We start from the raw sequence: 24,856 nt of genomic DNA, 5'->3' as shown, positions 1-24,856 counted from the left end.
GTTGATGAATATGGAAAGGGGGAGGGAAAAAGATGTCAAGTCGCAGACTTGTTATTGCAGGTACAGGAAGCGGTGTTGGAAAAACGACGCTGACAATCGGGCTTATGTCGGCTTTACGGAAAAAGGGCTACAATGTACAAGGATTTAAATGCGGACCGGATTATATCGATCCGACGTATCATACCGCTGTTACAGGCAGAATTTCAAGAAATGTAGACAGTTGGATGCTAAATCACGAAATGGTAAAAGAAATTGTAAATCGGGGCAGTGAAGGCGCAGATATTTCTATCATTGAAGGGGTTATGGGATTTTTTGACGGAAAAAATCCAACCAATAACGATGGTACGACAGCAGAGATAAGCATGATCACAAAAAGTCCTGTTGTTCTCGTTGTGAATTGTGCCAGTATGGCCCGCAGTGCCGCTGCAATCGTGAAAGGATTTCAAGCTTTTCTAGCGGAAACGAATATTGTCGGCGTGATTGCGAACCGCGTCGGCAGTGAAGGGCATTTTAAAATTGTGAAAACAGCGATTGAACAAGAGTGCGGGATTCCGGTTCTCGGTTATTTGAAAAGAGATAACCACATTGCAATCCCAGAACGGCACTTAGGCTTGATTCCATCTGTGGAACGAGGCGAACTCGATTCGTTTTTTGATCAGCTCGGCGATTTAGTGCTCGAAACGATCGATGTTGATAGATTGTATGAGTTAGCGCAAGCGCCAGCACTCGAAATAAAAGAGTCTCAATTTAAGAAAAGAGCAGCACAAACTGTCCGAATTGCTGTTGCGAGGGATGCTGCTTTTAATTTTTATTATCAAGAAAACCTTGAAATGCTAGAGGCGTACGGTGCAGAGCTAGTAGAATTTTCCCCTTTACGCGGAGAGGTGCTTCCGGACCATGTTGACGGCTTATATATCGGCGGCGGGTTTCCAGAGGAATTTGCGGAGGAGCTCGCACAACAAACCGAGGTGAAACGCTCGATTCAAACAGCGATTGAAAATGGTCTGCCGACATTGGCGGAATGCGGCGGCTTTATGTTTTTAACAGAAGCGATTGAAACGACACATGACAAGCAGTATGAAATGGTCGGTATCATCCCAGGGAAGGTTAAAATGCAAACGAAGCTGGCAGCGTTAGGGTATCGTGAAGTAACAGGAGAAGCAGGGAATTTCCTGTTGGACGGCAATGTAAAGGCAAAGGGACATGAGTTTCACTACTCCACTTTCCATCCCAAAACCGAAGTCCAGCATGCTTACCAAACAAAAGGGATGCGCGGCACGAAGCAAGAGGGATATATGAAAGGAAACTTGATTGCCGGTTATACCCATTTCCATTTTGGTTCATGTCCGGAAATGGTTGAAAACTGGATTAAGCAATGTAAGGAGATTAAAGCATATGGCTAAAGCTCTCCCTATTATGTTTCAAGGTACACATTCGGATGCAGGGAAAAGTGTAATCGTTACGGCTTTTTGCCGTATTTTTGCGCAAGACGGACATAAAATAGTTCCGTTTAAATCGCAAAATATGGCTTTGAATTCTTATATCACGATTGACGGGAAAGAAATAGGAAGAGCGCAAGGCGTGCAGGCGGAAGCAGCCGGTATTCAGGCTACGACGCAGATGAACCCGATTTTAATTAAACCGAATCGTGACAATGAATCGCAAATCGTTGTACATGGAAAGCCGTATAAAAATATGGAAGCCGGCGCATATAGACAGGAATTTTTTCAAACGGGCATACAGCTCATTGAAGAATCGCTAGCGTTTCTTTCCCATACATACGAACGAATTGTGATTGAAGGAGCCGGCAGTCCTGCAGAGGTTAATTTGAATGACCGCGAATTGGTGAATATGCGGGTCGCACGGATGGCAAATGCCCCGGTCGTTCTGATCGGGGATATTGAAAAAGGCGGGGTATTTGCGAGTTTAGTAGGTACCCTTCAGCTATTGGAGCCGGAGGACCGAGACCGGGTGATTGGAGTCATCATTAATAAATTCCGCGGCGATGTTCGCCTGTTAGAGCCGGGATTGACCTGGTTTGAAGAGTATACGGGAAAACCTGTGCTCGGTGTGATTCCATATATGCCGCATTTAAATATCGATGCTGAGGATTCGGTTATTTTAAATCAATTTACAGCCGCTCAAAATGCGGAAAAGGAACTGGATATCGCTGTGATTCAGTATCCGAAAATCTCCAACTTTACGGATGTTGATCCTTTTTTTGCAGAGCCTGATTGTCACGTACGTTTTATTACGAGGGCAGAACAATTACAGGAGCCGGATCTGGTCATTTTGCCGGGCAGCAAAAATACGATTGAAGATTTAATATTTTTAAAGGAAAGCGGACTTGCAAAAAGAATCCTGGAATTACACCGCAAGAAAAAATCAGTCATATTCGGAATTTGCGGCGGCTATCAAATGCTGGGAGAAAACATTCGCGATCCGTTTGCGATCGAGTCGCAACATGAAGCTATGGAAGGGCTTTGCCTGCTGCCGCTCCGTACGGCGATCACAAAAGAAAAAACGACAGTATTATCGGAGGGACGGCTTGCTTTTCATGGCAATGAATTTGGCGTGAATGGCTACGAGATTCATATGGGTGAATCGGAGCTTACGGGAGCGTGTGAAGCCCTTATTGAGACTGCAGACCGAACTGATGGCTGCAAAAGCGCAGATGAACAAGTAATAGGTACATATTTTCATGGCATTTTTCATAATGATGCTTTTCGTGAAATGCTGTTAAATCATATTCGCCAAACGAAAGGATTAGCTCCGATATATGATCGCGTTTCGTTCAATCAATTGCGTGAAGAAGCGTTTGACCGTCTAGCTGACCATGTAAGAGGGCACGTGAAGCTCGATTTTATTGAGCAAAAAATGGAGGAATTCCAAAAAAGGGGGATTACCCAATGAGTCGCACATTAACTGAGATTCAACCTTTAGATAAGGAAATGGGCCAAAAGGTGCAAGCGTATATTGACACGTTAACGAAGCCGCCGGGGAGTTTGGGAAGATTAGAGGAACTGGCGATTCAGCTTGCTGAAATGACTTCTGAAGCGTTTCCTGTTGTTACACCGCCGGGGGTTATCGTGTTTGCTGCCGATCACGGTGTTGTAAAAGAAGGCGTATCCGCGTTTCCGCAAGAAGTTACAGTGCAAATGGTAATGAACTTTTTACATGGCGGTGCGGCGATTAATGTGTTCAGCAAACAAATCGGTGCAGCTTTTGAAGTTGTCGATGTTGGGGTTGCTGCAGATATTCACGCTGATGGCGTTGTGAAGCAGAAGGTTCGATATGGGACGGCGAATTTTTGTGAACAAGATGCCATGACAAGAGAAGAGGCGGAAAAAGCGATAGCAGTTGGGTATGACCGGGCTGAGAAGATGATCGGGCAAGGAATCAAGTGCTTGATTCTTGGCGAAATGGGAATTGGCAATACGACAGCAAGCAGCGCGCTTTTAGCAGTTTTAAGCGGTCAAGATATCGATGCCTTGGTCGGGCGCGGAACAGGAATCGCTCCTGAAAAAATCGCGCATAAGCAAGAGGTTATTGCACGGGGAATAGAAGCGAGAAAGCCTGATCGAAATGATCCAATTGACGTATTGGCAAAGCTCGGCGGATTGGAAATTGCCGCGCTGACAGGTGCGATGTTAGCAGGAGCCGCGCATCGTATTCCAATTCTTGTTGATGGCTTTATTTGTACGGTCGCTGCCCTGCTTGCTAAGGAAATTTGCAGCACTGCCGGCGAGTATATGATTGTCGGACATCGTTCTGTTGAAATTGGGCATAGTATAGCAGTTCAGCTGTTAGGAAAGAAGCCGATCCTTGATTTAGACTTGCGTTTAGGAGAAGGAAGCGGCGCGGCTGTTGCGTTTCCGATTTTACAGTCAGCAACTTTAATGCTAAAGGAAATGGCGACGTTTACTTCAGCAGGCATTTCGAAAGAGTAAGTGTAAAGGAGATCAATTATGACAACAGGAAAAGTATATCTTGTCGGTGCAGGACCAGGAGACCCGAAGTTGATTACAGTTTACGGAATGGAGTGCATTCAAAAGGCTGACGTTATTTTATATGACCGCTTAGCTAACGAAGCGCTGCTGCAGTATGCCGAGGATGATGCGGAACTCATTTTTTGCGGAAAGCTTCCAGGTAAACATGAATTGATTCAAGAACAAATTCATGAGCTTTTAGTGGAAAAAGCATGCGAAGGAAAAACAGTCACTCGTTTAAAGGGAGGCGATCCTTGTGTGTTCGGCCGTGTCGGCGAAGAAGCAGAAGTGCTGGCGGAGCGCGGCATACGATATGAAATTGTGCCCGGGATTACATCGGGTATTGCGGCGCCTGCTTACGCGGGAATTCCGGTTACGCATCGCGACCATGCTTCTTCATTCGCCATCGTAACAGGTCATGGCCGCGCCGAAAAGGGAGAAGATTACTTAAATTGGTCAGCTCTGGCGCAAGGGATTGATACGATTGCGTTTTATATGGGTGTTGGCAATTTAAGTTACATATGCAAAAAGCTGATTGAGCATGGGAAGCGTTCTGATACACCTGTTGCTGTTATTCAATGGGGAACAACGGAAAAACAGCAGACAGTAACAGGGAATCTGGAAACGATTGAATATGTTGCTGCCAATGCGCAAATCACGCATCCTGCGATCGTTCTTGTGGGCGAAGTGGTCGGATTACGAGAAAAAATAAAGTGGTTTGAAGAATTGGAAGGAAAAAAAGAGAGTAACATCGGGGGGAACTAATATGTCGATCATAGCAGAATTAAAAAATCGAAGAGCGATTCGCGACTATGTGGCACGTGAGGTTGAAGATGAAAAGATTAAGACATTATTAGAAGCCGCTACATGGGCGCCGAACGATCGCATGAGAGAGCCGTGGGGCTTTTATGTTATAAAAGGCGAGGCAAAAAAACGCTACGAGGAACTTGCTACTGTATATTTACAGGAGCGTTTTCCAACAAAACCTCATCTAGTAGAGAGCTCCCTGAAGGTACTGAAAACCACACCTGTTCACATCGTTGTGACAGCTGACATGGTTCCGGGAGATGAAGAGGCGTCTCAGGATAATGAATACGCGGTATGCTGCGCGATTCACTCCATGTGGCTTGCCGCCAAAGAATTGGGCTTAGGCTTTGTTTGGCGGACAAGAGGCGTCGGTCTTGTTCATGACGAACGGATGCACCAGTTCATCGGTTCGCCTGAAAACAAAAAAATAATCGGAAATCTGTTTATCGGCTATCCAGATGACGAGGCGTTGAAAAAGATGAAGGCGCCGGCTCGAACATCCTTTGAAGAAAAAACAGTCTGGCTGTAAATGAGAGGTAAAGATATGGAAGCAGCAGAAAACAGACGAGGGCTTGTGCTCTTGTATACGGGTGATGGAAAAGGAAAAACAACCGCTGCGCTAGGACTTGCGCTGCGGGCAGTCGGGCGTGGAAAGCGCGTATTGATCATTCAATTCATTAAATCTCCGCAGCGAACATATGGCGAAAAGATAATGTTTGATAAGTTAGGAATTGAAATGTATCAAACAGGAGTTGGCTTTACTTGGACGAAGACACCAGAGGAGCATCGCGAGGCGCTGCAAACAGCGTGGGCATTTGCAAAAGAAAAGGTTTCCTCTGGTCAGTATGATGTTGTTATTTTAGATGAACTCAACAATGCTCTTGCAATCGAAAAATTCCCGATTGATGATGTTCTTCCCCTGCAAGAGGTAATTCATTTGATTAAAAATCGTCCACAGGGCATGCACCTTGTGATTACGGGGCGGTCGGCAAAGGAAGAGATTAAAGCTTGCGCTGATTTAGTTACGGAAATGAAGGCAGTGAAGCACTATTATAATGAAGGAATTCCGGCTGTGAAAGGAATTGAATTTTAATGGCATGGATTGAAAAATATGGACATGGCGGAGATTTACTAACAGCTAAGCAGCTGTTTGGAAGCAAGGAGAAGCCGCTGTTGGATTTCAGTGCCAACATTAATCCGCTCGGTCCGCCAACGGGTATGATGAAGATACTAAAGGATCAGCTTGAAACGATCGTTCATTATCCCGATCCTGCACAGCGCTTGTTAAAACAGCGGCTGGCTGAGAAGCTTGCTGTTACTGCCGAACACATTTTAATTGGAAATGGGGCAGCAGAGTGCATGGCCCTTGTCATTTTAGGATTGCAGCCAGAAACAGTCGGTGTTGTGTATCCATGTTTTTCGGAATACGAGCAGCTTGCCGTATCATTCGGAGCGAAAATCAAATCGTGCTACGGAAAGCTTGCCAATGATTTTAAACCGGATATTTCAGATTTGTTCCAGTTGCTTACAGAAACAGACCTCGTGTTTATTGGTCACCCGAACAACCCAACAGGAGTGCTGTATTCAAGGGAAGAGCTAGTTCAAATAGCGAAACAGGCCGAAAAAACCAATACATATCTCGTTATTGATGAAGCTTTTATTGACTTTCTTCCATATGAGAAACAAATTACCCTGCTTCCAGACTTGGAAACATTTAAACATGTCATTTTCATTCGTTCGATGACGAAGTTTTACGCTATACCAGGTCTGCGTCTTGGATATGCGGTATCACATCCAGCTCTCATTTCAAAGATACAAGGTAAACAAGTGACATGGAGTGTAAATCAGCTTGCGCTCGTTGCCGGCGAAGCTTGTCTTGAAGAACAGGAGTATGAAGAACGAACGATTGCTCTTATTCAGGAGCAGCGAAGCTATGTGAAGTGTTCCATAGAAGAGAATTTAGGCTGGTTTGTCTTCCCGGGACAAGCCAATTTTCTCTTAGTTCGGCTCCCAGAAGAGATAACAGCCGCCGATTTGCAATGGAAAATGGGACAAAAGGGGATTTTAATCCGCTCCTGCTCGATGTATCCGGGATTAACATTACACGACTTTCGCATTGCGGTCCGAACAAAGCAAGAAAACGATCATCTCATCGAAGCTTTTAAAGAAGTGGTTGAAGAGGGGAAGAAACAATGATATGAACCTATATCACTGGCGGTAATGAAAAATATATAAGTCCAATTTAAAATTCGACATAAGAAACGAGCATGATGGTGTATATTTCTGGATGAAAAAACCCTATTTTTTGCGGGAGGGGCTAGAGCATCCGCATGTATATATGAGTGAATGATAAATTCGACATGTCCATGTGCGATGTGCAAAGAAAAGGGGGTATGGCATGCTTCTTCTCTCTGGTTTACCTTTGCATGAACCACTACAAAGGTTTGACCGCTTCTGCACGTCGCTGGATGATCTCTCCCCACTATAAAAAGACGTTTTTTTATTCACTTGTATATAGGTAATGCGATAGGTTGTCTATGATGCAATTTGTGAAGCAGTAAGGAATCAGGAGGGCTGACTAGATGCTGTCTCATTCAATTTATATTTTCACAGCTTACATAATCGATCGGATTGTTGGCGATCCTCGTGCGCTCCCTCATCCGGTAGTGTTGATGGGGAAATGTATTAGTCTATTAGAAAAGGTCATTCGAAAATTTGTAGTGAAGGAAAAAGCATTAAAGCTTGCCGGTCTCCTATTTCCCATCCTCATTGCCGGCGGGACATATGGTATTGTTGCATTGTTGCTTTACACAATAAGTTTAGTCAATCATTGGCTCGCGGTCATTGCAGAAATTTGGCTTATTTCAACAACCGTTGCAACGAAAGGCCTTGGAGATGCAGGCATGGAAGTGTATCGGCATTTAAAAAACAATGATTTATCCAAAGCGAGACAAAGTCTAGGGATGATTGTCGGAAGAGATACAGAGGAACTTGATGAGGGGGAAATTTCACGCGGAGCAGTTGAGACCGTGGCGGAAAATATTGTGGATGCAATCATTTCTCCCTTTTGTTATGCGCTTATAGGAGGCGCGCCTCTTGCTATGGCGTATCGGGCCGTCAATACGTTAGATTCAATGATTGGGTATAAAAATGAGAAGTATCAGAACTTAGGGTGGGCCTCAGCTCGGTTTGATGACCTTTTGAATTATGTACCCGCTCGTTTGACAGCTCTTTTTATGCTGCTTGCTTGTTGGGTTAAGAGACTAGATGTACGAAATGCATGGGCAATGATAAAGCGTGATGCAAAGCGTCATCCAAGTCCAAACAGCGGAATTCCAGAGGCGGCAACCGCAGGTGCACTTGCCATTCAACTCGGGGGCACAAATTTTTATAACGGAGTTGCTTCGCATCGGGCCAAGATGGGGGAGCCGAACCGCCTAATTGAATCAGATGATATTATACGAACAATCGAGGTTATGAGAACCACATCGATGATTTGCGTTCTTCTGTTTTTTACCATTTCTTTATTGGTTGCATACTATATTTCTTAAATATCATGAGCAGAACAGGAGCTTTAACAATGAAAGTAGGCAAGGGGAGCTGTAATGGCACATTTGGAGAGCTTGTACAAGGCGTTCTGGGCGAACGTCCTTTTTTAATAACGCTGCCAATACCAACATTAAGAAGTGAGGCTATCTTTATACCTAATATAACAGATTCTGAGATTACTGGTTCGCACTCAAACACGAAAGCGATAGAAGCTTGTAAAAAGCTGCTTCAATGGTTTGATATGAAGGGCGGAGGACGTCTGCAAATTCATTCAAATATTCCAGCCGGCAAGGGAATGGCGAGCAGTTCGGCGGATATTGTGGCTGCAATCAAAGCGGCTGCTCATAGTTACTCCCTGCCTCTGACAGAAGACATTATCTCCGCTATTGCGAGTGAAATCGAACCTACAGATGGAGTAATGTATGATGATGTTGTTGCGTATGATTACATACATGGCCAACTTATTGAAAGCCTGGGCCCCTTGCCTCCCTTCGTGTTAATTGGAATAGATGCAGGCGGAATTGTAGATACGATTCAATTCAATCAATTATCGAAACCGTATGACTGGCGGGATCGACATAAGTTTTTAGAGGCGTATGAGCTGGCAAAGATAGGAATAAGGAATAAGAATTTGTCTTCCATTTGTAAGGCAGCTACGATCAGCGCTCATATTAACCAAAAAATATTGCCAAAACCTTATTTTAGTGAATTTGAAAGATTATCTAATATATACCAGGGAGGGCTTGTCATAGCCCATAGCGGAACTGTTATAGGGATTTTATTAGATGCGAACGACCCAAGCATTAGTGAAGTCTTTTCACAGATTTCAAGGCAAATATCACTTATTATAAAAAACTCTAGGATAAAACCGTTTTCCTATTTTGGCGGAGATGTAAATTGTAAGGAATATCAGTTTCGATAAGCTATATACAAGTGAATAAAAAAAACCGTCTTTTTATAGTGGGGAGAGATCATCCGGCGAGGTGCAGAAGCGGTCAAACCTTTGTAGTGGTTCATGCAATGGTAAACCAGAAGCATACAATACTCCCTTTTGGCTGCACATCGCACATGGAAATGTCGAAATTATAGTTCACTCATATATAGGTAAAGTGTTAATCTTAATGAGGCAATCATACAGGGTGCCTTTGCAGTTGATAAATTTCTATATAGGCGATAAAAGGAAGGATTGTACAGCTTCTAGAATAGATAATCGTATCGGATGAAACCGATTGGCAATTACCGTATGCTTTATTCATTTCTATAACCGTTCAATCAATTCTTAATATTCTTGCCTAATAGACAAGGTTTAATGAAGAGCCGGAGAGGTGGGTATAAAATGTTTAGTAATGAAGAAAAAGAAGCGATTTACAATGTGATTTATAGAAGGAGAGATGTTCGCAGTTTTCTTCCTGCTCCCATTCCTCTTGATGCAATCCAGCGAATTCTGCAAGCGGCCCATCATGCGCCATCAGTAGGGTTTATGCAGCCATGGAATTTTATTTTAGTAAGTTCATCTGAAAAGAAAGAAAAACTAGCATGGGCTGCGGAAAAAGAAAGAAAAGCATTAGCTATTCACTACCAGGAAGAACGGGCAGCGCATTTTTTAAGTCTAAAAGTGGAAGGAATTAAACAAGCGCCGCTGACCATTTGTGTAACATGTGACCCGACGCGTGGAGGATCTCACGTATTGGGAAGAAATTCGATTCCAGAAACAGATATTCTTTCCACAGCGTGCGCTATCCAAAATATGTGGTTAGCTGCATGTGCGGAAGGGCTGGCAATGGGCTGGGTAAGTTTTTATAAGAAAAATGATGTAAGAGATATATTACAAATCCCGCCTCATATTGATCCTGTGGCCTTACTTTCTATCGGATATACAGATGACTATCCATCAGCCCCCATTTTAGAACAAGTCAATTGGGAAAAACGGAGATCTCTTCAAAACTTAATTTTTCATGATATATGGGGACAGCAATAATAATGATCTATATGGAAGCAACTCGAATTTTTCGGGTTGCTTTTTATATAAGTCTAATTTAAAAATTCGACATAAGAAACAAGGATCGGGCGGTTTTTACCCGGTTTTTCTCACGCCATAACCCGTTATCCTTTGTATAAGGCAAGTGTATTCAATTTCACTTGCTGTAACACGGTTTCATAGGCCATTTTCTTTAATTCTCCAATCTTCTCAGTAACATCTTGTAAGAAAAGGGGAGAGGTTAATTTATTTTGAAACGGCCCGGAAAATGGCCAAGGTCCATCTGTTTCGATTAATAATTGATTGAGCGGGAGCTGATGAACCAATTCCTGGTCTCGGCTTCGGTAGCATACCTCAGGGGTCACGGAAATGTAATACCCGCTTTTAACGATTTGCGCGATGACAGAAGGAGCTGCTTTTAACCAATGAAAATGTGCTTTTTTAATCTGATGTTTAACTAATATATCATAGGCAATTGGAGCGTGAGAATGAACGGCATGAAGAACGAGTGGCAAAGCTTCCGCCTTAGAGATAGACACCATATTATCAAGAAAATCTATATAGCTCTCTAACGAAGCATTCTCATATTTTTGCAATGAGTAATAAGGCAATCCGACCTCACCGATGGCTGAAACCAAATGACGTTCATTGTGTAAAAGACGTTCCCACTCGGCCACGTCTTGAGCTGGGGGCAAGGGCTGTTCAGGATGAAATCCAATCGCAGCAAAAATAAAATCCGGATATTTTTGTTTTAAGGAAAGAGTTTCATAGCTGGATTGTAAATCAGTTGAAACAGCTACAACACCTGTTATGCCTGCGTTTTTCCAGCGTTCAATCTGCTGATCTATCTCTTTATACTGATTCAGATGAATATGGGCATCAAACATATAAAATCTCCTATACATAGGTTTTGTTCAAAATATTTTTATAAACGTTAACTTTTCAATCATCTGCAACAGAACATCAGGATTGAGTTTGATTAGTGTTTCCGGCGTCCTGTAGAGGTCCCGTTTACTATAAGGGGACATGTTGAAGCTTCCCCATAATGTGTATATAGTAAGCTATATTTTGGATCAGGTGTAATAGCCTTACATACATAGACAGTATAAAGTTTTTTTGGAAAACTTATAAAACAGTTAAAGCCATCATTTTATTATAACTTGCTTTTCACTAAACTGAAAAGTTTGCGAAGGGTTACTATACCGTTTCATTGAAACAACCCCCTACATAAAAATGTATGCCAGATAAACTCACAAACGAGCAGGATTAACATATTTTTTGTGTAATAATTAATTTGATTACACTAAATACTCATCAAAGAAAGACATACCTATTCAAACTCTAAACATTTGAAAAGGAGTGTTGAAAATGCAACGACAAAAGTTATTGATTAATGGGGAAAGGCTAAAGAATGAACTTGAACGATTTGCAAACTACGGCCGTACGGAAAATAATGGAGTAACGAGGCTATCGTTATCAGAAGAGGATCGTTTAGTTAGAGATTACTTTTGTTCTTGTTGTGAAGAATTAGGTATGTCTATCAAAGTTGATGATATGGGTTGTATATATGCTACTCTTGAAGGTGTCGAAGATAAACCTCCTATACTCATTGGTTCCCATTTAGATACGGTAAAAAAAGGCGGCCGGTTCGATGGGGTACTAGGGGTAGTGGCTGGTTTAGAAATCGTCAGAACGCTGGTAGAGAATCATATTCAACCAAACATTCCAATCACGATTGTGAATTTTACAAACGAAGAGGGCGCCAGGTTCGAACCGTCCATGATGGCATCTGGGGTCCTTTCAGGGAAATTTGAAAAGTCTGTGATGCTGAAAAAAACAGATTCAGATGGTATCGTATTTGAGGAAGCTTTACATGCCAGCGGATACGCAGGTGAAAGAGAAAATCGCTTGAAAGATGCAGCAGCCTACTTGGAATTGCATATTGAACAAGGTCCGATTCTTGATAAGGAATCTCTTTCTATCGGTATCGTTGAATGTGTAGTCGGGATGGTATGTTACGAGATAGAAATAACAGGAGATTCCAATCATGCAGGGACAACTCCTATGGATATGAGAAGGGATGCCCTCTTTGCAGCGAATAACTTAATTACTGAAGCTCGCAAAAGACTAGGTGCGATTGATAGTGAATTAGTGTATACAATCGGAAGGGTAAACGTTTTTCCGAATATACATACAGTTATTCCTAATAAAGTTGTTTTTTCACTGGAAGCAAGGCATAAGAATCAAGAGATTATCAGCTTGGTTGAGAACATCATACGTGAACTTCCGCAGTCATCATTGACAGAGGGCTGTGCGGTAAAAGCCACAAAACTATGGGATCGGGATACAGTTTGGTTTGAAAAAGAAATTTGTAATCTACTAGAACAATCCGCAGAGTTATTTGGGTATTCGCATAAAAGAATGGTTAGCGGCGCAGGACATGATGCCCAATTCGTAGCTGGCTTTATACCATCTGCCATGCTTTTTGTTCCAAGCATAAACGGAAAAAGTCATTGCGAAGAAGAGCTTACCGCTTGGGAAGATTGTGAAAAAGGAGTAAACGTACTATTAGAAACTGTTCTGACGATGTTATCTAAATAAGAATGTAAGTCTAAATTTTTAAAATGATAGGTAAAATAAAAAGTTGCTCCTTCTGCTGCTGGTGTCTATATAAATGCAATTAAAAAAATCGACATAAAAACTTTTCTTTTAGGGGGGGGAGATAGCATCCGGCTAAGCATAGAGGCGGTCAAACCCTTTTCGTGGCCCACGCAGGGGTAAGCCATAGAGAGGGAGCGAGCGCAGTTTCCCTTTTGTTCTACGTGGCAAAAGATAGATATGTCGGAATAACAATGTGGATTTATATAAGAGTAAGAGGTGTTACTATAAAAGATGTTCATTAAGTAGCAGGAGCAGATTAAAAAACAATGAAGTATTCATTATGGAAAAAGAAAGGTCTAAGAGAAGACCTTTCTTTTTTAGTTAACCAGCCCGAGTGATTTTAATCCGTTATAGATACCTGAATGAGTTACTTCTGTTGTTTTATGTTTAGCATAAGCAAAAAGATCAGGATGCCCGTTTCCCATCGCAAAGCCTTCACCTACAGCCTTGAGCATTTCTTTATCATTCATGCCATCGCCAAAGGCAATAGAGTCTTCTTTCGGAATGCCGAGAAGCTCTAATATTATTCTAACGGCAAGTCCTTTGTTGACATTGTCTCTTATGACATCATAACTATGACGTAATCCTTCTAAATTCACTTGTGCTAAATGAATTTTATCGTCCCTTTCATAAAGCGCGGGTTCGTTCTCACTTAAGTTAATAAGGGTCATACCCAAAATATCATGAATGACATCCGGAGTGAACAATTCATTTTTTTGTAAATGGAATCTCTTTATAAACTGTTTCATCATTGGAGCATCTAAAGAGGTGAGGATATTCTTTGCATTTGTATACATGATTATTTCATGACCATGTTTTTTAGCAATATTTAAAAAGTGCTCTACAGTCTCGGCGTTCATCGGCTCTTTAAATACATCCGTCCCTTTATGTATGGCGTAAGCACCGTTATAACCGATGAAAGAGTGGATGTTCAGCTCTTCTCCGATATGCGATATTTCATGCAGCGGTCTACCAGTCGCGAGAAAAACTTCCACACCTTTCTGCTGAACTTGAGCAATAGCTCTTTTAGTGGAATCCTCGATCGTATCATCAGGCCTTAAAATCGTTCCATCAATGTCTAAAAATAAAATTTTGTAGTCAGTCATTATATTTTTCCATACTCCTTTAATTTTGTAGCATTAAGGTGATTAGCTATTGTGGGTTGTATAAGGGAATTTTATCATAAAAAACAGTTTGGGAAAAAACGGAAGATTTCTATTTTTGGTCGGGCGGGGAGTGAAAATGAATTAGGGATAAGAGCATGTATTGTGAGTATTTAGTTTGTTGTTATAAACTTTCTTCATTCTTTTTCTTTGCTGTTAATTGATGTTACAATTTTAATAATGACTTAAAGAGAGGAGCAACCCCTATGAAAAAAACAGTAAAAGTCGTAGGAGCCGTATCATTCAATGAACAAGGCGATATCCTATGCGCATTGCGTTCAACTGAAATGTCCCATCCGAATTTATGGGAATTTCCAGGTGGAAAGACCGAAGAGGGTGAAAAGCCTGAAGAGGCGCTCGTGCGCGAAATTAAAGAAGAGCTTGATTGCACTGTGGAAGTGTACGAGCTCATTGAAGACACGACTTATGAATACGAGAAGGTAATTGTAAATCTACTCACCTATAAAACAAAAATCACAAAAGGAACGCCGGAGGCAAAGGAGCACGCGGAATTAAAATGGGTGCCCCTTCAAGAATTGCGTTCTTTAGAATGGGCACCCGCAGATATTCCGACAGTAGAGGCACTGTTATCGGATAAGGCCAATATATAGGTTCTCCGGCACAAGATGGTGCAATCACCATTTGATATTCATCGGTTTGTCGCCATGATTTGATACATAGTTAATTACTCCGAGATATGTGGACAGCGGCGGTGTTATGTGCTGCTAATTCCTCTGTGCGATTTATCGTCACTCCTCAACCCGCCTCAACATACTCCTTCGCTCCTGCTTGTTCTCTACTCTCTGTAACCACAAAAAATAAACCGAAACAACCGCAATTCCCAACAAAATAAAAGGCGAAGAAAACAGTAAAATACAAAGAAAACAAACCGAAAGCACCGCAGCCCCCGCTTTCAAAAACGGCGAAGCAAACAAGCGCATACATGCCAATACACCAAGCAGAGCATTACATAGAAAGAAGGCGTTGGCAATGGCAACGAGCTGTTGAATGCTTACGATATTTATATAGTAGAGCGCGAATATGCCGGAATGAATGCTAAACATAAGTAAGAGCGCTCGGGATGGAACATTGTTTCTATTTTTAAAAGAAAGCCATTTCGGCAGTACGCTGCTTTTTGCTTGATCATAAATAAGCCTTGTGACAGCGCCGATGACAAGCAAGACGGTGCTGATGCATAGAGCAATTGTAATGGTCGAGATCAATGGAGTTGCCCAGCTTCCGAACAAACTCTCCAACAAGGACGCCAAGGATTGGTCTTTCATCCCGGCTTTGCCCGCTGTCCATTGGAACGCGAGCGCGACGGCCAAACTGACTCCGGCGATGATGGTAAAACTTAAGGCGATAGCCTTCGGAATGGTGCGTTCCGGGGATTTTACCTCCAATGAGTAGCTGCCGATGATTTCCCAGCCAATCAATGCCCAAAACAACAGAAGCAAACTGTGGCCGAAGTCGTATACAGTGATCGGTTCTGTCAGGCTGATGTTGCCATCCGCTGTAAACAGGGTGTGCAAGCTGCCAACGAGCAAGGTTACGACGATGAAGCTTGACATAACGAATGCAAATTTCCCTACCGCCGTGATATTGCGTGTCAATATGATGTACACGATGCACAGCAAGCCGAACGTAAGCCATTTCTCCTGCACGAATGTTTGGGAGGTCAGAAGCTGCATATAATGACCGGCTGTTCCGACAACCGCGACGGGACCGAAGCAGACGGCCAGCACGAAAAAGATGGCCGACAGGTTTTTGATGTGTGTTCCGAATGCCCGCTCCACGGCAAGCGGAACGCCCGAGTCGCCTGGAATCATGATGCTCAGTTTGCCGAACAGGTAAGCAAACAGCATGCTCAAGCCCAGCATGAGCATCCAAGCGAAGATGGCGTAGTTTCCGGCCGTTTCGTATACGGCCGGGGGCAGGATAATGATGCCAGATCCCAAGATAGGACCGATCATCAAGCCGCTCAGCAGGATGAATCCGATTTTTCCATTTTGCATAGTATCACCTCGAAAGTTCTTGAAAAGAATTGTAATCTCATATACTTTGATTATATGTAGCATTTTTCCATCGGTAAAATGAATAATTGTGATAGGAATCATCGGGAAAAGCGATAGAAGGGGAATCAATAATGGAAATACGGCATTTGATTACGTTAAAGGCGATTGTGGACATGGGAGGATTTACGCGCGCGGCAACGCATTTAGGATATGCACAGTCGACGGTTACGGCTCATATTCAGGCGCTCGAGCAGGAGCTGGGTGCGCCTTTGTTCGATCGAATCGGAAAGAAGGTACAGCTTACTGAGGTGGGTGCAAGCTTTTTGACGCATGCTTCGGAAATGATACAGCTTTATACGAAAGCGAAGGATGTTTTCCATATGGAGAAACAGGAGACGGGCATGCTGCGCATCGGGGCGCCGGAGTCCCTTACGATTTACCGCCTGCCGTTCATCATCCAGGCGTATCGCAAGCGCTACCCGAAGGTGAATATTATCATGAAGTCGGGGTCTTGCTGGGACTTGAAGCAGGAGCTGCGCAGAGGGGAATTGGATGTAGGCTTCTTTATACAGGCGCCTTTTGCGGATCATGAGCTGCATACGGAAGCGCTCGTGGAAGAGCCATTGGTTGTCATCCTGCCGCCAGATGTTGATCATACAAGGACTCTTGCATCGTTTGCGCTACAGGAGAATGAAAATATTTTGTTTACGGAACAGGGCAGCTATCGGGATTACTTCGAGGCGTTTTTAAGAAGCCGCGGCATCGCAACAGAGACAGGAATGGAGTTTTGGAGCATTGAGGCCATCAAGCAATGTGTCACGTGCGGTCTCGGTATTTCCATGCTGCCTCTTGTGACAGTGCAAAATGATATCGCTCAAAATAAGCTGCGATCCATCCCTTGGGATTCCGGCTTGGGCAGCGTTTCAACCATTATGTCTTGGCATAAGGATAAGTGGCTGTCTCATGCGGCGAGGGAGTTTATGAATACAGTGAGGGAGCATGCTTCCGGCTAGCATGTTATATGAAAGAGGGGGGAAAATATGGATTTAATGCGAGTATTACGAAACAAAAATGTTGTCGTGACTGAGCTTGTCAACAAAGCGGAAGATTTGCGAAAACAGTGGGAAAGCAAGTTTGCCGGCGGTATTAGTTCGGCTGAAAAGAATGCCATATTTTTTGAAGATTTTTTGTGGCATGTATTCAGTTATGAAAAGCTGCCGTGTCTGACAAATGAAGAAGCGATGAGCGCTTTCAATAGCCAAAGTAAGAAGATCTGCTATGTATTCTATCAGCATAGCAAGCGGGTCTTTATGCTGAGTGCTACAGAAAGTTTGAAAGCTGAAGACTTTGACGATGAAGATGATGTATATGTTGTCGACCAGGATTTTGAATGGACGTATGTTCATACGCATGAAGAGTATTGCGGGCCGTATTTTTATAGTTTGAAGGCAAGGTAATGTTGGATTCGCATAGAGTTCGGAAAGGGGAAGCGAGAATATGAGCGAAGAAATGATCTGCGCCGGAACGTGCCCGATTTGCGGAAAAAGCAACAGCTGTTATAACCTTGCCGGTCAAAAGGATGAGCCTTGCTGGTGCGGCAGTGAGGTTTTCCCGAAAGAGATTTTTGAGATTGTTCCGTACGAGCAACTAGGAAAGTCATGCATATGCAAGGAGTGTCTTAAGGAATTTAAATTGAAGAAGCAGTTGCCAATCTAGTAAGCCTTTATATATGAAAGAGGAAGTAGATACATTTTACAGATTATGAAAAATATATACAAGTGAATAAAAAAACATCTTTTTATAGTGAGGAGAGATCATCCGGCGACGTGCAGAAGCGGTCAACCCTTTGGTCCATGCAAGGGTAAACCAGAGAGAAGAAGCATGCAATACTCCCTTTTGGTTGCACATCGCATATGGACATGTCGCATTTATCATTCACTCATATATAGAAAATGCCCTTTGAGAGAGCCCCCTATAAAACTCTTGATCTCTCAAGGGTTTTATAGGGGGCTCGAACGAGTGTCCTCTTTCATAATAAGGAACTGATTCAATCTTCAAGAACCTATAGGCCAAATCTAAAAGTATTAAAAAGATAAGAGCCAATTAAAAAACGAACCAATATTATTTACTATACGATCCCAAAGAGAAGATGAATTGTTAGTTTGTCTTTCGTTCTGCACCGCTGCAGTTACAGGCGCGTCAGCATTGGCTGGTGTGCTTACTGTATTGTTTGATGATGTACTTTCTGTCGCTTTTGTTGTTGCTTCGCTTGTATTCTCTTGTTTTATGTCTTTCTCGAAAACTAATACATATGTTTTTCGCTCTTCGCCTTTCGTCACGACAACAGAAATAATCGTTTTCGGTTTAGTATCTTCTAACTGTACCGTGGTGTCACTGCTGCCGTTGATGGAAATGGCTGCCCCGCTATCACTTGGACTTGCATTGATTGTAATGGTTTTTACGTCACTGGATTCGGAAATATGGTAAGTAAACTCGTTGGATGAAAACGTTTTGTTCCATGTCCCTTGTGATACCGTCAGAGCGGATAGGGTAGCGGCACTGTTCATCTCTGTTTTTGGCAAGGATTTCGTATTCTTTTGCATCGCTTGCTGTATTGGTTTTTTCGTATTCTTTTGCATCGTTTGCTGTATTGGTTTTTTCGTGTTACTTGTAGCAGCTTTCCCTTTAGCTCTCTCTTGGGTTGGGATAGCAGGCGTTGCAGAAGGCGCTTTTGTCGGGAGAGAAACATGTTCTTTTGCCTCCCTCGTTACATGAAGGGTGTATGTTTTTGTCTCTCCATTTTCTGCGGTAACTGCTATGGTAATTTCGGATGCTCCAACCGGAAGTTGGACTGAAATACCTGTATCTTTAAACAAGGAATCATTCACTTTGATACTGGAAGTTTTATCCATATCTTGGGGTGTAACCGTAATAGCATCAACCTCATTGGCTACTTGCACATCGTAAGCGGTGACGGCCGAATCAAATTTTGGTGATAACTCTCCTTTGGATATCTTTATATCTTGAAGAAAGTTATTATTGCTTTGCTTTCTGGTGACCGTAAGCGTATATGTGCTGGGCGGGTTTGTCCCATCATTAACCGTGATGAGAAATGTATTGTCACCGGCCTGGAGGGAATACACCGCAGATGTTCCACTTGTTACAGGTTTACCATTGACGGTAATAACAGAATTCGTATTATCGCTTGCTGCGAGCAAAGTTATTTTCTGTACATCGTTTTCAACTGCAGCGGTATACTTAGTCACATCAGCTGAAAAAGCTTGATCGAGCTGCACGCCGTCTATTTCCAGGCGAGACAATGAATTGGAAGGAGTGTTTGGTTTCTCTTGTACTGTAGATGTATGTTCTTGTCCATCAACCGCGGCATATGCAGTTGGTATGTACGTAAACGAACCCATGCATAATATAGAGACAAGAACCGCATTCACTCCTTTACTGATTGGCACTTTTGTACGCATCCGTATTCCCCCTAAATCTTCTATTGCGTTTATCTTCATAAATGGAATTTTCATTCACCATAACACTTGATTCTTAACTTTTTCTTAATTTTTTAAAGTTCAAGATATATAGTTGGACCCTGGGTGAATTTCCTTTACATTCTCATCGCGTTTCTTTGCGATAAACTCGTCAATAAGAAAGCGGGCTAACATAAAAAATCACCCTGGCCAATAGCGGCATGTGTCTTTCTTGTCAGCATAAAGAAACCTTTGTTGAGTAGATATCTATTACTCAACAAAGGTTTGATATGTTGAAGGGGATAACATAAGGGGGCTTGTCGGGGCATTACATAGAAAAAGCGATGGAAAACAGGTAAAATTAATACTGGTGATAAAAAACTAAATTTATCGAGAAAGGTGTTGGAAATGGAACAGTTTAAAGCATCCTCCCTTCTAGATGTTATTAGTGAATTATTCTCAGACGAAACATCCATTGCCGTATCGGATACAGATACATATACTTATTATCGACCAAGTAAACGGATCAATCTAAAAATTAAGCCAGGAGACCGGGTAAAGGAAGGAACGATTACGCATAAAGCGTTAGCCAATAAACAAAAGGTTTCTGAATTTATCCATCGTGATGTGTTCGGGACTCCCTATTACGGTATGGCTGTTCCTCTTCTCGACGAAGGAAAACTCGAGGGATGTGTTACTGCGATTTTTCCTGCTCTGACGAGTGGGAAATCAGTAGTCACCGTGAAAATCAATGATGGGTGGATTCCCCTCCCTTTTTCAAAAGTGATGTATTTAGAAGCAAGTGATCGAAAGACCCACGTGTTTGCCGAAGAATATTCTGGTACCCATAAGTATACGTTAAACGAATTTGATTTTCTTTTACCAAAGGATTACTTTGTGCGATGTCATCGCTCCTATATCGTCAATGTCAATCACATTCAGGAGATTTATCCGGATACGCATTCGACGTTTTTGTTAGTGATGAAAAATCAAGCCAAGATTCCTGTCAGTCAATCTTACGCCAGTTATTTCAGAAAACTACTTGGATTTTGAAGATTCATTCTGCTTTAGGATAAAATAATCTGTTTCATCCCAATTTTTTTTCATTTCATTCCAAAATTCATTCCTTATGAAATTTGTCATGTAAAATAATAAAAAAAGATATAAGTAAGGAGTGGTTGGAATGGAAAGCGTTTACAAACGTATTCAAGATCAGCGTTTACAGGAGCGTGTGGTTTCTGCAGAAGAAGCTGCATCCTGGATTCAAGATGGCATGACACTAGGATTAAGCGGTTTTACTCGAGCAGGAGATGTAAAAGCAGTTCCCTTTGCGTTAGCAAAGCGTGCGGAACAAGAACCGCTTAAAGTCAATGTGTATACCGGGGCATCCCTAGGATCGGACGTTGACAAATTATTTGCTGAGGTCGGCATGATCAATAAGCGTCTGCCTTTCCAAGCGGATCCTACCATGCGAAAAAAGATTAACCAAGGGGAATTGTATTTCATCGATCAACATCTGTCTCATACGTCAGAATGGATACGTGCAAATGTATTAGATCCAATTGATTTCGCTATTTTGGAAGCGGTTTCTATTACAGAAGACGGCATGATCATCCCGACTACATCTATAGGAAATTCGATGGCATTCGCTCAGCACGCAAAGTCGATTATTGTTGAAATTAATTTGGCCCAACCTGAATTGTTAGAAGGAATTCATGATTTGTATGAGCCGGGCAGCCAAGGAGAACGTTCTCCGATTCCATTAACCAAACCAGATGATCGAATTGGCTCTATGGGAATACCGGTCGACATAGAGAAAATTAAAGGCATTGTCTTTACGAACCAGCTTGATTCCCCATCAACCATCGTCGCACCAGACGAAGAAACCGTGACTATGGCCCAACATTTAATTGCATTTCTGCGGCAGGAAATTGAAGCTGGGCGATTAACCAATCGTCTTGCCCCTTTGCAATCAGGGATTGGTTCAGTAGCTAACGCAGTCTTTCATGGTCTTCTAGATTCTGAGTTCACAGATTTAGAGGTGTATTCAGAAGTGCTGCAAGATGCGGTCTTCGATTTATTGGATGCAGGAAAAGTCCGTTTTGCATCTTGCTGTTCGATTACCTTGTCGTCCTCGAAGATGGAACAAGTATTCTCAAATTTTGAGCAATATCGTGACAGGCTAATCTTGAGGCCGCAAGAGATTTCTAATCATCCTGAAGTGATTCGCCGAATGGGACTGATTTCAATTAATACGGCCTTAGAATTAGATATCTATGGAAATGTGAACTCAACCCATATAATGGGGACACAGATGATGAATGGAATTGGCGGTTCTGGTGATTTTGCACGAAATGCCCGTCTTGGCATTTTTGTCACGAAATCGATTGCAAAAGACGGAAAAATATCAAGCATTGTTCCTTTTGTCTCACATGTGGATCATACGGAACATGATGTGGATGTCATTGTTACCGAACAAGGGTATGCTGACTTGCGCGGATTGGCTCCGAGAGAGCGCGCCGAACTCATTATCGAACGCTGCGCTCACCCGATGTACCGTGAGCAATTAACGGAGTATTATCAAGAAGCCCTCAAAAAAGGCGGACAAACCCCGCATGTCTTAGAAAAAGCCCATTCTTGGCATGTTAATTATGCAAAGAATGGAACCATGTTACAAAAAGTTGTACAACATATGTAATAAAAATAGAGACTACGTTCCTATAGAGATAAGATAGAATGATGATTTATGTAACCTATTGTCAATAGCAGGAGAGCCTAGCAATAAATTGCCAGGCTCTCAATTATGATCCAATTCTACTGCTGCTTTCGAAAAACGGATGCCTGATGGCGCTCTGTAGAAGTTACGTAGTTATTACTACCGGCCAAAGTTACTCTATGACCCTATTTTTCTTGGGTTCAAGCCGTTCTTTTACACTTAGCAGTCTAGGTTTGGAATTCACAAGACCGATGCTGATGAGAATTAATATAAGCCCTGCTAAAAGATAGATAGTAAATGGCTCATTAAAAAAGAGGATACCGGTTACTAATGCAATGAAGGGAATAAAAAATGTATAGGACGCCACTTTGCTTGCCTCTCCTGAACCAACAAGTTTAAAGAAAACCAACCAACCCGCCGCAATTACAAAGATAGATATAAACAGTAAATCTGTGATATATCGTACGTCCCAAACAATGCTGGACCAACTCTCAAATTCCGACCCTACACCAATCATGAAAAGTCCGCCGATGATAAGCTGAAGCGTAGTCAACCAGATTGAATCTACAACGTTGCCAGCTTTCTTCACAAACACAGTTCCAATAGCCCAACTAAACGCACAGCCCAAGGCGAGCAAAATTCCTGTGATTGAGATATGACCAGATAACCCTTTGACACTTACGGTCGCGACCCCCGCAAATCCAAGAATCAAACCAAGGACCTTTAATCCAAACATGGATTCTCCGAGCCACAGCCAAGAAAAAATTCCAAGCAGCACCGGCTGAAGGAAAACGATGACGGAAAACAGTCCGGCAGGCAGATAACCTAATCCGATAGTCTGAAGACCGTAAAACAAAATGATATTAAACAAAGCAGAAATAAGATATATATACCATGTTTCCTTGAAACGTATCTGTTTATATCTTGGTATTGCAATGATTAGCAATAGAATCCCGCCTATTAATGTTCTCATTCCTGCGAACAGCACTGGCGGCGCGTAAGAGAGGGCGAATTTGGACAAAGGCCAATTGACTCCCCACACTAATACAAGAAACACGATGAGAAAAGCTGTTCGCGTTCGAGAAAGTTCTTCCATGTTGTATCACTCCTTGTTATATCTTGCTTTATCATGGTAAGATATCTCGTGAAATAAATAAAATGAATGTTTTTTATAAGGAGCATAAGTATTTAGTTATGACTATTACACAGCTTCAGGTATTCGTAAAAACTGTCGAAATGGGAAGCTTTACAAAAGCTGGACAAGCGCTCAATATGACACAACCAGCTGTTAGCCACGCAATATCTAGTATTGAAGCAGAGCTAGGCGTCACACTGATTATTCGTGATCGCCGCAAAGGCTTAATTCTTACCGATGTAGGGAAACGGATTATTGTTCATATTCGGGAGATTTTGAAGGGGATAGAAAAGATTGAACAAGAGGTAGCTGTCGAAAAAGGTCTTGAATTAGGAACGATTCGCATTGGAAGTTTCCCGAGTGCCTCTGCTCATTTCTTGCCAAAAATCATTAGCACCTTCCAACGAAAATACCCTAAATTAGAACTTGTCCTATATGAAGGAACTCTTGAGGAAGTAAATGAATGGTTATTGTCTCGTGTTATAGATATTGGAATTGTTATCCTTCCAAATAAAGAAATGGAAATTATTCCGCTGGCTAAAGACAGAATGGTCGTGGTACTGCGAGATGACCACCCGCTGCATAATAAATCTTCAGTTAGTATAAAGGATTTGGAAAACGAGCCATTGATTATCTTTAAAGGAGGGTATGAATCTCCGATTATTGATATGTTTCATCATGCTAAAGCAAAGCTTCGAATTGAGTTCGCAGTTTCTAACATAAGCACGTCATTAAACATGATACAAGAAGGATTAGGTCTGACAATCTTATCCAAGCTGTCATTATCAAGCCTGCCGCCTAATGTGCAAGTCCGGGACTTGGAGCCGCCGGTTTGGAGAGAAATCGGCCTAGCTGTTCCTTCATTAAAGGAATCTTCGCTTGCTGTACAATTATTTATCCAAATGGTACAAGAATTATTCTATTTATAGAGATAGCGATCTATTCCTTATTTGCGTTATCGGAAGTTTTTTATATATAAATGATTTATAATTTCGACGTTTTCATTTGCTATTTCGAACAAAACGGCATTGGCACTTACTTCCTCTCTCTGGTTTATCCTTGCATGGACCAAGAGTTTGACCGCTTCTGCACGTCGCCGGATGCTCTCGCCCCACTATAAAAAGACGATTTTTTTATTCAGTTTTATATAATTTGTAGCTCTTGTATAAAATTTTGCATACAACTTGTTTATATCCGCCTAATTTTTAGGCAGATAAGCTCTCTTATTTTTTTTAAGCATAGCATGTAGAAGGCTATGAAGTATTTATAAAAAGTAGGTGAGAAAACATGATATTAGATTCTCAACGTATTATAGGCTTTCCTGGAATGGGTATGGGTCCAGGAATGGGTATGGGTCCAGGAATGGG

General features: G+C 42.2%; 23 protein-coding genes. 18 read left to right on the top strand and 5 right to left on the bottom strand.

The genetic code is table 11. The features are described from left to right. The first annotated feature begins 32 nt into the window (after positions 1 to 32). From H540_RS0127510 to bluB, 10 genes are all read left to right on the top strand, one after another. Entirely contained in the window at positions 33 to 1,403 is a 1,371-nt protein-coding gene (locus H540_RS0127510; RefSeq protein ID WP_028403302.1) for a cobyrinic acid a,c-diamide synthase CobB, read from the top strand. Further along, positions 1,396 to 2,913 carry a cobyric acid synthase gene (locus tag H540_RS0127505; RefSeq protein ID WP_028403301.1) on the top strand — a complete coding sequence of 506 codons (1,518 nt, stop codon included), beginning with the start codon at positions 1,396 to 1,398 and terminating at the stop codon, positions 2,911 to 2,913. The genes H540_RS0127510 and H540_RS0127505 overlap by 8 nt, the downstream gene beginning before the upstream one ends. Next, positions 2,910 to 3,950 (top strand): nicotinate-nucleotide--dimethylbenzimidazole phosphoribosyltransferase, encoded by a 1,041-nt coding sequence (gene cobT / locus H540_RS0127500; RefSeq protein ID WP_034672092.1) that lies wholly within the window; start codon positions 2,910 to 2,912, stop codon positions 3,948 to 3,950. The genes H540_RS0127505 and cobT overlap by 4 nt, the downstream gene beginning before the upstream one ends. Before the next feature lie 18 nt (positions 3,951 to 3,968). Next, positions 3,969 to 4,754: a uroporphyrinogen-III C-methyltransferase gene (cobA, locus tag H540_RS0127495; RefSeq protein WP_028403299.1), complete on the top strand. Its 786-nt coding sequence runs from the start codon at positions 3,969 to 3,971 to the stop codon at positions 4,752 to 4,754. Between the two features lies 1 nt (position 4,755). Further along, entirely contained in the window at positions 4,756 to 5,325 is a 570-nt protein-coding gene (locus tag H540_RS0127490; protein ID WP_028403298.1) for a nitroreductase family protein, read from the top strand. A gap of 15 nt (positions 5,326 to 5,340) precedes the next feature. Further along, positions 5,341 to 5,889 (top strand): cob(I)yrinic acid a,c-diamide adenosyltransferase, encoded by a 549-nt coding sequence (cobO, locus tag H540_RS0127485; protein ID WP_028403297.1) that lies wholly within the window; start codon positions 5,341 to 5,343, stop codon positions 5,887 to 5,889. Then, complete coding sequence (gene cobD, locus H540_RS0127480; protein WP_028403296.1) at positions 5,889 to 6,992, top strand: threonine-phosphate decarboxylase CobD; 1,104 nt, start codon at positions 5,889 to 5,891, stop codon at positions 6,990 to 6,992. Before cobO ends, cobD begins: the two co-directional genes overlap by 1 nt. Before the next feature lie 386 nt (positions 6,993 to 7,378). After that, entirely contained in the window at positions 7,379 to 8,347 is a 969-nt protein-coding gene (cbiB, locus tag H540_RS0127475; protein ID WP_034672089.1) for an adenosylcobinamide-phosphate synthase CbiB, read from the top strand. Between the two features lie 29 nt (positions 8,348 to 8,376). Then, positions 8,377 to 9,267, top strand: coding sequence for a GHMP family kinase ATP-binding protein (locus tag H540_RS31100; RefSeq protein WP_051317321.1), 891 nt, complete (start codon positions 8,377 to 8,379; stop codon positions 9,265 to 9,267). 414 nt (positions 9,268 to 9,681) lie between these two features. Further along, a complete protein-coding gene (gene bluB, locus H540_RS0127465; RefSeq protein ID WP_028403294.1) occupies positions 9,682 to 10,323 on the top strand; it encodes a 5,6-dimethylbenzimidazole synthase in 642 nt (213 codons plus the stop codon). A 125-nt stretch (positions 10,324 to 10,448) separates the two neighbouring features. Here bluB and H540_RS31095 read toward each other — a convergent pair whose 3' ends face one another. Beyond that, positions 10,449 to 11,210 carry a TatD family hydrolase gene (locus H540_RS31095; RefSeq protein WP_034672086.1) on the bottom strand — a complete coding sequence of 254 codons (762 nt, stop codon included), beginning with the start codon at positions 11,208 to 11,210 and terminating at the stop codon, positions 10,449 to 10,451. Positions 11,211 to 11,691: 481 nt separating this feature from the next. Between H540_RS31095 and H540_RS0127455 the strand changes: the two genes are divergently transcribed. After that, a complete protein-coding gene (locus H540_RS0127455) occupies positions 11,692 to 12,924 on the top strand; it encodes a Zn-dependent hydrolase (RefSeq protein ID WP_028403293.1) in 1,233 nt (410 codons plus the stop codon). A 377-nt stretch (positions 12,925 to 13,301) separates the two neighbouring features. On the opposite strand, the gene H540_RS0127450 is transcribed toward H540_RS0127455, so the two are convergent. Next, positions 13,302 to 14,090: a Cof-type HAD-IIB family hydrolase gene (locus H540_RS0127450; RefSeq protein WP_028403292.1), complete on the bottom strand. Its 789-nt coding sequence runs from the start codon at positions 14,088 to 14,090 to the stop codon at positions 13,302 to 13,304. A gap of 263 nt (positions 14,091 to 14,353) precedes the next feature. Between H540_RS0127450 and H540_RS0127445 the strand changes: the two genes are divergently transcribed. Beyond that, positions 14,354 to 14,758, top strand: a complete 405-nt coding sequence (locus tag H540_RS0127445) for a (deoxy)nucleoside triphosphate pyrophosphohydrolase (protein WP_028403291.1) — start codon at positions 14,354 to 14,356, stop codon at positions 14,756 to 14,758. Positions 14,759 to 14,896: 138 nt separating this feature from the next. Here the strand turns inward: H540_RS0127445 and H540_RS0127440 are convergent, their stop codons facing one another. Then, a complete protein-coding gene (locus H540_RS0127440) occupies positions 14,897 to 16,225 on the bottom strand; it encodes an APC family permease (protein WP_162144564.1) in 1,329 nt (442 codons plus the stop codon). Positions 16,226 to 16,293: 68 nt separating this feature from the next. Between H540_RS0127440 and H540_RS0127435 the strand changes: the two genes are divergently transcribed. The 3 genes from H540_RS0127435 to H540_RS0127425 are packed head-to-tail and all read left to right on the top strand — an operon-like array spanning position 16,294 to position 17,878. After that, positions 16,294 to 17,175, top strand: coding sequence for a LysR family transcriptional regulator (locus H540_RS0127435; RefSeq protein ID WP_028403289.1), 882 nt, complete (start codon positions 16,294 to 16,296; stop codon positions 17,173 to 17,175). Between the two features lie 27 nt (positions 17,176 to 17,202). Next, positions 17,203 to 17,619 carry a DUF4275 family protein gene (locus H540_RS0127430; RefSeq protein WP_028403288.1) on the top strand — a complete coding sequence of 139 codons (417 nt, stop codon included), beginning with the start codon at positions 17,203 to 17,205 and terminating at the stop codon, positions 17,617 to 17,619. Positions 17,620 to 17,659: 40 nt separating this feature from the next. Beyond that, a complete protein-coding gene (locus tag H540_RS0127425; protein ID WP_245592379.1) occupies positions 17,660 to 17,878 on the top strand; it encodes a cysteine-rich CWC family protein in 219 nt (72 codons plus the stop codon). A 368-nt stretch (positions 17,879 to 18,246) separates the two neighbouring features. On the opposite strand, the gene H540_RS0127420 is transcribed toward H540_RS0127425, so the two are convergent. Further along, the gene (locus H540_RS0127420) at positions 18,247 to 19,641 is read right to left on the bottom strand and encodes a cadherin-like beta sandwich domain-containing protein (RefSeq protein WP_028403286.1); all 1,395 of its coding nucleotides are present in this window, start codon (positions 19,639 to 19,641) and stop codon (positions 18,247 to 18,249) included. Between the two features lie 405 nt (positions 19,642 to 20,046). Here H540_RS0127420 and H540_RS0127410 point away from each other — a divergent pair, with 405 nt between their 5' ends. Next, the gene (locus tag H540_RS0127410) at positions 20,047 to 20,691 is read left to right on the top strand and encodes a LytTR family DNA-binding domain-containing protein (protein WP_028403285.1); all 645 of its coding nucleotides are present in this window, start codon (positions 20,047 to 20,049) and stop codon (positions 20,689 to 20,691) included. 130 nt (positions 20,692 to 20,821) lie between these two features. Further along, positions 20,822 to 22,336, top strand: a complete 1,515-nt coding sequence (scpC, locus tag H540_RS0127405) for a succinyl-CoA:acetate CoA-transferase ScpC (protein ID WP_028403284.1) — start codon at positions 20,822 to 20,824, stop codon at positions 22,334 to 22,336. Positions 22,337 to 22,526: 190 nt separating this feature from the next. Here scpC and H540_RS0127400 read toward each other — a convergent pair whose 3' ends face one another. Continuing rightward, complete coding sequence (locus H540_RS0127400) at positions 22,527 to 23,450, bottom strand: DMT family transporter (RefSeq protein ID WP_028403283.1); 924 nt, start codon at positions 23,448 to 23,450, stop codon at positions 22,527 to 22,529. Positions 23,451 to 23,548: 98 nt separating this feature from the next. On the opposite strand from H540_RS0127400, the gene H540_RS0127395 reads away from it, so the two are divergent. Next, positions 23,549 to 24,418: a LysR family transcriptional regulator gene (locus H540_RS0127395; RefSeq protein WP_028403282.1), complete on the top strand. Its 870-nt coding sequence runs from the start codon at positions 23,549 to 23,551 to the stop codon at positions 24,416 to 24,418. The last annotated feature ends 438 nt before the right edge of the window (positions 24,419 to 24,856 follow it).

It is taken from the genome of Ectobacillus panaciterrae DSM 19096, assembly GCF_000430785.1.
GTDB lineage: Bacteria > Bacillota > Bacilli > Bacillales > Bacillaceae_G > Ectobacillus > Ectobacillus panaciterrae.
This window is presented reverse-complemented; position numbering and strand designations above follow the sequence as displayed.